The sequence below is a fragment of the Desulfamplus magnetovallimortis genome (assembly GCF_900170035.1).
GTDB lineage: Bacteria > Desulfobacterota > Desulfobacteria > Desulfobacterales > Desulfobacteraceae > Desulfamplus > Desulfamplus magnetovallimortis.
Genome location: NZ_LT828549.1, coordinates 113294 through 117346, shown reverse-complemented (window position 1 = coordinate 117346; position 4053 = coordinate 113294). Strand labels below are relative to the sequence as shown.

At 43.3% G+C, this 4053-nt stretch carries 3 protein-coding genes; all 3 read right to left on the bottom strand.

What is annotated here, in order from left to right:
- Positions 1-85 precede the first annotated feature (85 nt).
- Positions 86-337, bottom strand: coding sequence for a hypothetical protein (locus MTBBW1_RS16430; protein ID WP_080804953.1), 252 nt, complete (start codon positions 335-337; stop codon positions 86-88).
- A gap of 220 nt (positions 338-557) precedes the next feature.
- Positions 558-3398, bottom strand: coding sequence for a PKD domain-containing protein (locus MTBBW1_RS16425; protein ID WP_080804951.1), 2841 nt, complete (start codon positions 3396-3398; stop codon positions 558-560).
- A 123-nt stretch (positions 3399-3521) separates the two neighbouring features.
- Entirely contained in the window at positions 3522-3893 is a 372-nt protein-coding gene (locus tag MTBBW1_RS16420; RefSeq protein WP_080804948.1) for a GxxExxY protein, read from the bottom strand.
- Between the last annotated feature and the right edge of the window lie 160 nt (positions 3894-4053).

Below are 4053 nucleotides of genomic sequence, written 5' to 3'. Positions count from 1 at the left end.
ATTTTTTGATTTTGCGTGATGCAGTCTGAATCAGGATGCACAGGATATTCAGGATAAATCAGGATTTTTTATCCTGAACATCCTGTTAATCCTGGTTATCCTGATTCAGACAAATGCAATAACCATCCAAAGTCTGAGCAAGTTCAGAGATTATACTTTTAACAGGCTTCGTTTTTAATCTGCCTGCATGGAAATCAGCGATTGAATTTTTTGCATCTTCAGCAATCTCCTTACGACGTTTTTCAATTTTCCTGTGATAAAAGATATCAAACAGAACCTCCTGCTGCTCTGCTGGTAACTGGTTTACAGTATCTATTGCTTGATCAAGTGTAATCATATGCACCTCTGTATTTAAAAAAAGAAAAAAAGGGGGACAGATTTATTTTGATTTTTTGATTTTGCGTAATGCAGTCTGAATCAGGATGCCCAGGATATTCAGGATAAATCATGATTTTTTATCCTGATCATCCTGTTAATCCTGGTTATCCTGATTCAGACAAATGCAATAATTATCGGAAAAATCACAAAAATGAGGATTTCAAGAAAAGTCGCCAACCTCATGGAAGTATGTAAAGCGACCCCACATCCAGATCCCACGCAAGATTCCTTGAAAGTGCGTTTCCTCCGGTATGCCTGAATACAAAACCATACCTTGTGCCCAGAAACTCAAGACAGGGAATGGTCAGATCAAAATTATCCGACATGGTGGCGCAAAGGTCGCCTGTTCCTGAATTTTCCATAGCAGACATGGCCCATGTAAGATCTTTCTGGTACCGAACAGAAAAATAATACTCTGATCCTGCATATTTAACGCACGGAATGTCTATGCCAAGATCATCCATAAAACTTAAACATGATGACGAGGCTGTTGTACGGGTAAACTGCACAGCCACAGGAAAGGAACGGTTGCCACCATTGTCCTCAACAAAAAGGGCGACATTATAGAGACCGGAAGCTGATGCTTTTGAAAAAACACCCATATATCCACCATTTGCCTGTCGGGCAAGCTCAACCACCGGCAAATCCAGCACAGGATCACTTGAAGTTCCAGCATCCAAATCCGGCGGTGTGATGACAGCCCAGACCTTTTCAACAGGATTACCGCTTATAACGCTTTCTACATGAATGGTAAGGCCATTGCCACTGCTGGAGCTGACAGTGACTTTTTCGTCATTGATTGCGGGAATATCCTCTGCTGTTTCAACACGGCTTCCAATATAAATGTCCCTTGCCCTTTCACAATCATCATCATCGTTTCCAATTCCATTGCCATTGTCATCCATCATGGGGCACTGTGATGTATAGGTAAATTGTGTTGAATTTTTCGCATTAAGAAAGGAGTCAGTTACGTTTTCTCCATTAAATATTCCCTGAAAGAAAAAGGAAGAGAAAGATAGTTGCCCGTTGGATGTAAAAAATGCGACATCATCATCACCGGTACTTGTAATGGATGTAATGCCGCTGTTTTTTATTTCTGGAATAAAAGATCCTGAATAACATGAATCATATACAAAAACGACTTCACCAGGAATGGTGCTCTTTAACGTGGTAAGCCAGCCTGAAAGCTCATCTGCCTCAAGGTGACCGTCAGGATTGATTCGAAATTTTCCGGAGTTACCATGACCGGTCATGTAAACCAGAACATCCTTTGCATCTGATGCCCAGTCAGTAATACCGTTTTTCAGGCGGTCATTGGTGACGTAATTATCCATCTCATTGAATTTGCCGTCTCCATCAATATCAATATTATTGATCTCATCTGCCGAAAGAAACAGGATTGTTTCATGTGTGTATCCCCTTGACATCAATACCAGGTATGCATACTTGCAGGCTGCCAGGGTGTTATCCCAAAGAGCATTACCGCTATAGGGGCCGCTTCCTGCCACAATAATCGCCTTGATCTTCTGGGTTACACTTACCGGAATTTTAACACTTTTGCCGTCACTGTCCTGTACTGTAATGTCGGCGCTTCCCAGGGATTCACCTGTCACAGTCACGGTGCTGTCCGTCAGTGTGTAGGAGACAATATCTGTGTCGCTTGAAGAGACCCTGTAAAAACCGCTACCTCCTGTCAGTTCAATGTTTGCAGTGTTTTCAAGGGGAACTGTTAATGAAGAAGGAAATGCAGTGAGCTGATCGGCCGGCACTTCGTTTACCGTTATGGTTTTGTATGCTGATTTGGTATTGCCGGAAGAGTCGGTTAATGTGCAGGTTACAGTAAAGCTGCCCGGGCTTGTGTAGGTGTGGGAGGAATACTGTAAAGAAGAATTTGATGAGCCATCCCCGAATGTCCAATTATATTGATAGGGAGCAACTCCACCTCCGGGCGCAGCGGTAAAAGAGATTGGAAGGGGGGCATCACCGCTTTCTGAGCTCGCGCTAATTAAAAGGGTCAAAGGATCAATGATTACAGGCTCATCCGGAGGGTCAGACACATTGATATCAACTGTGGCATATCCGGATTCACCAGCCTCATCAGTGGCTGATAACCAGACAGAATAAGTTCCGGCTGCATCATATTCGTGGGTGACACTGCTGCCATGCCCGCTTGCTCCATCCCCGAAAGCCCAGTACCAGATCAATGTTCCACCTTCGGGATCCTCTCCCTGGGCTGTAAAGCGTACCGTTAAAGGCGCATTACCCTCTGTGACGCTGGGGGTAATTGAACATGAAGGCGGCTGGTTTGGCTGGGGGGCTTCGGTTACTGTAATTTTTGTTGATGCTGATTTAATAGTACCTTCAGAGTCAGTTAATGTGCAAGTTGCAGTAAAGCTGCCCGGGCTTGTGTAGGTGTGGGAGGCATACTGTAAAGAAGAATTTGATGAGCTATCCCCGAATGTCCAGTTATACTGGTAGGGAGCAACTCCACCTCCGGGAGAAGCGGTAAACGATACTTGCAAGGGCGCATCACCGCTCGCTGCGCTCGCGGTGATTGAAAGGGTCAAAGGATCAAATGATCCAGATGATCCCGAACGAACACACCGAACGTAGTAATCATCGGTCTTATAGTAGTAGTCAACATTGCCACTGATGAAATACACGTTCCACGCGTAATCAGTGTAATTGGCGAGCGTACTGCCCGACCAGTATACGTCACTTTTGGCATTTTTAAAATAATCAGTATTAATAGCAGGACCATAAAGGGAATCATCCACAATGGTTTCAAGTTCCCTGATATTTGGAAGACGCCAGTCACTTTTTGTATCAAGGGTAAGGGATTCACAGTATTCAAGGGCTTCTTCCCAGGTACGTTCCACGCCGTCATCTGTCTGCTGCCAGATGAGTCCTGTGCCCTTGTCGGTGACTGTGCCGTTTCCATTGTCAACGTAGGGACCAACTGCAAAAAGAGGTGTGGTCAAAGTTATCATTAAAAGGCATAATATGTTGATTTTTTTCATTTTTTATGCTCCCTGTGAAAATTTGAAATTTTTATATATTTCCGTTTTTTTAAATTGTCTGAATCAGGATGACCAGGATTAACAGGATAAGGCAGGATTAAGTAAGTATCCTGAACATCTTTTTTATCTTTTTCTGTATAATCGCTTGAATTCCAGTTTTATACCTCCGAAATTAATCAGTAGGCCAGTATCAAATTGATAGGCTGTCAAATAATTCAAGCCCTGGACGAGATGAACATCCTCTAGACGCACAAGAGCCTTCAGCTCTACCACTATGCGGTTTTCCACCAGGAAATCTACTCTTCTTGTACCTATTTCATGCCCTTTGTACAAGATGGGGACTTCCTGCTCCCTAATAAATTCCAGCCCTGCATCCTTTAGCTCCACAGCCAGTGCACGCTGATAGATAACCTCCTGGAATCCGTTTCCCAAACCATTATGTACATTCATGGCACAGCCAATAATATTGTGCGTCAATTTGTCATCATAAGACATTTGTTAAATTTTTCCTGTTTTTGATATGTTGTTCTTTTGTCTGAATCAGGATGCCCAGGATTAACAGGATGATCAAGATTGGCTATCCTGATTTATCTTGTCTATCCTGGATATCCTGATTCTGACAACCCACAGCTGCAAACACAAAAATCAATATTTG

Excerpts from the sequence above, each read along its gene's own strand:
- MTBBW1_RS16430 (WP_080804953.1), bottom strand. The coding sequence starts at position 337 with ATGATTACACTTGATCAAGCAATAGATACTGTAAACCAGTTACCAGCA.
- MTBBW1_RS16425 (WP_080804951.1), bottom strand. The coding sequence starts at position 3,398 with ATGAAAAAAATCAACATATTATGCCTTTTAATGATAACTTTGACCACA.
- MTBBW1_RS16420 (WP_080804948.1), bottom strand. The coding sequence starts at position 3,893 with ATGTCTTATGATGACAAATTGACGCACAATATTATTGGCTGTGCCATG.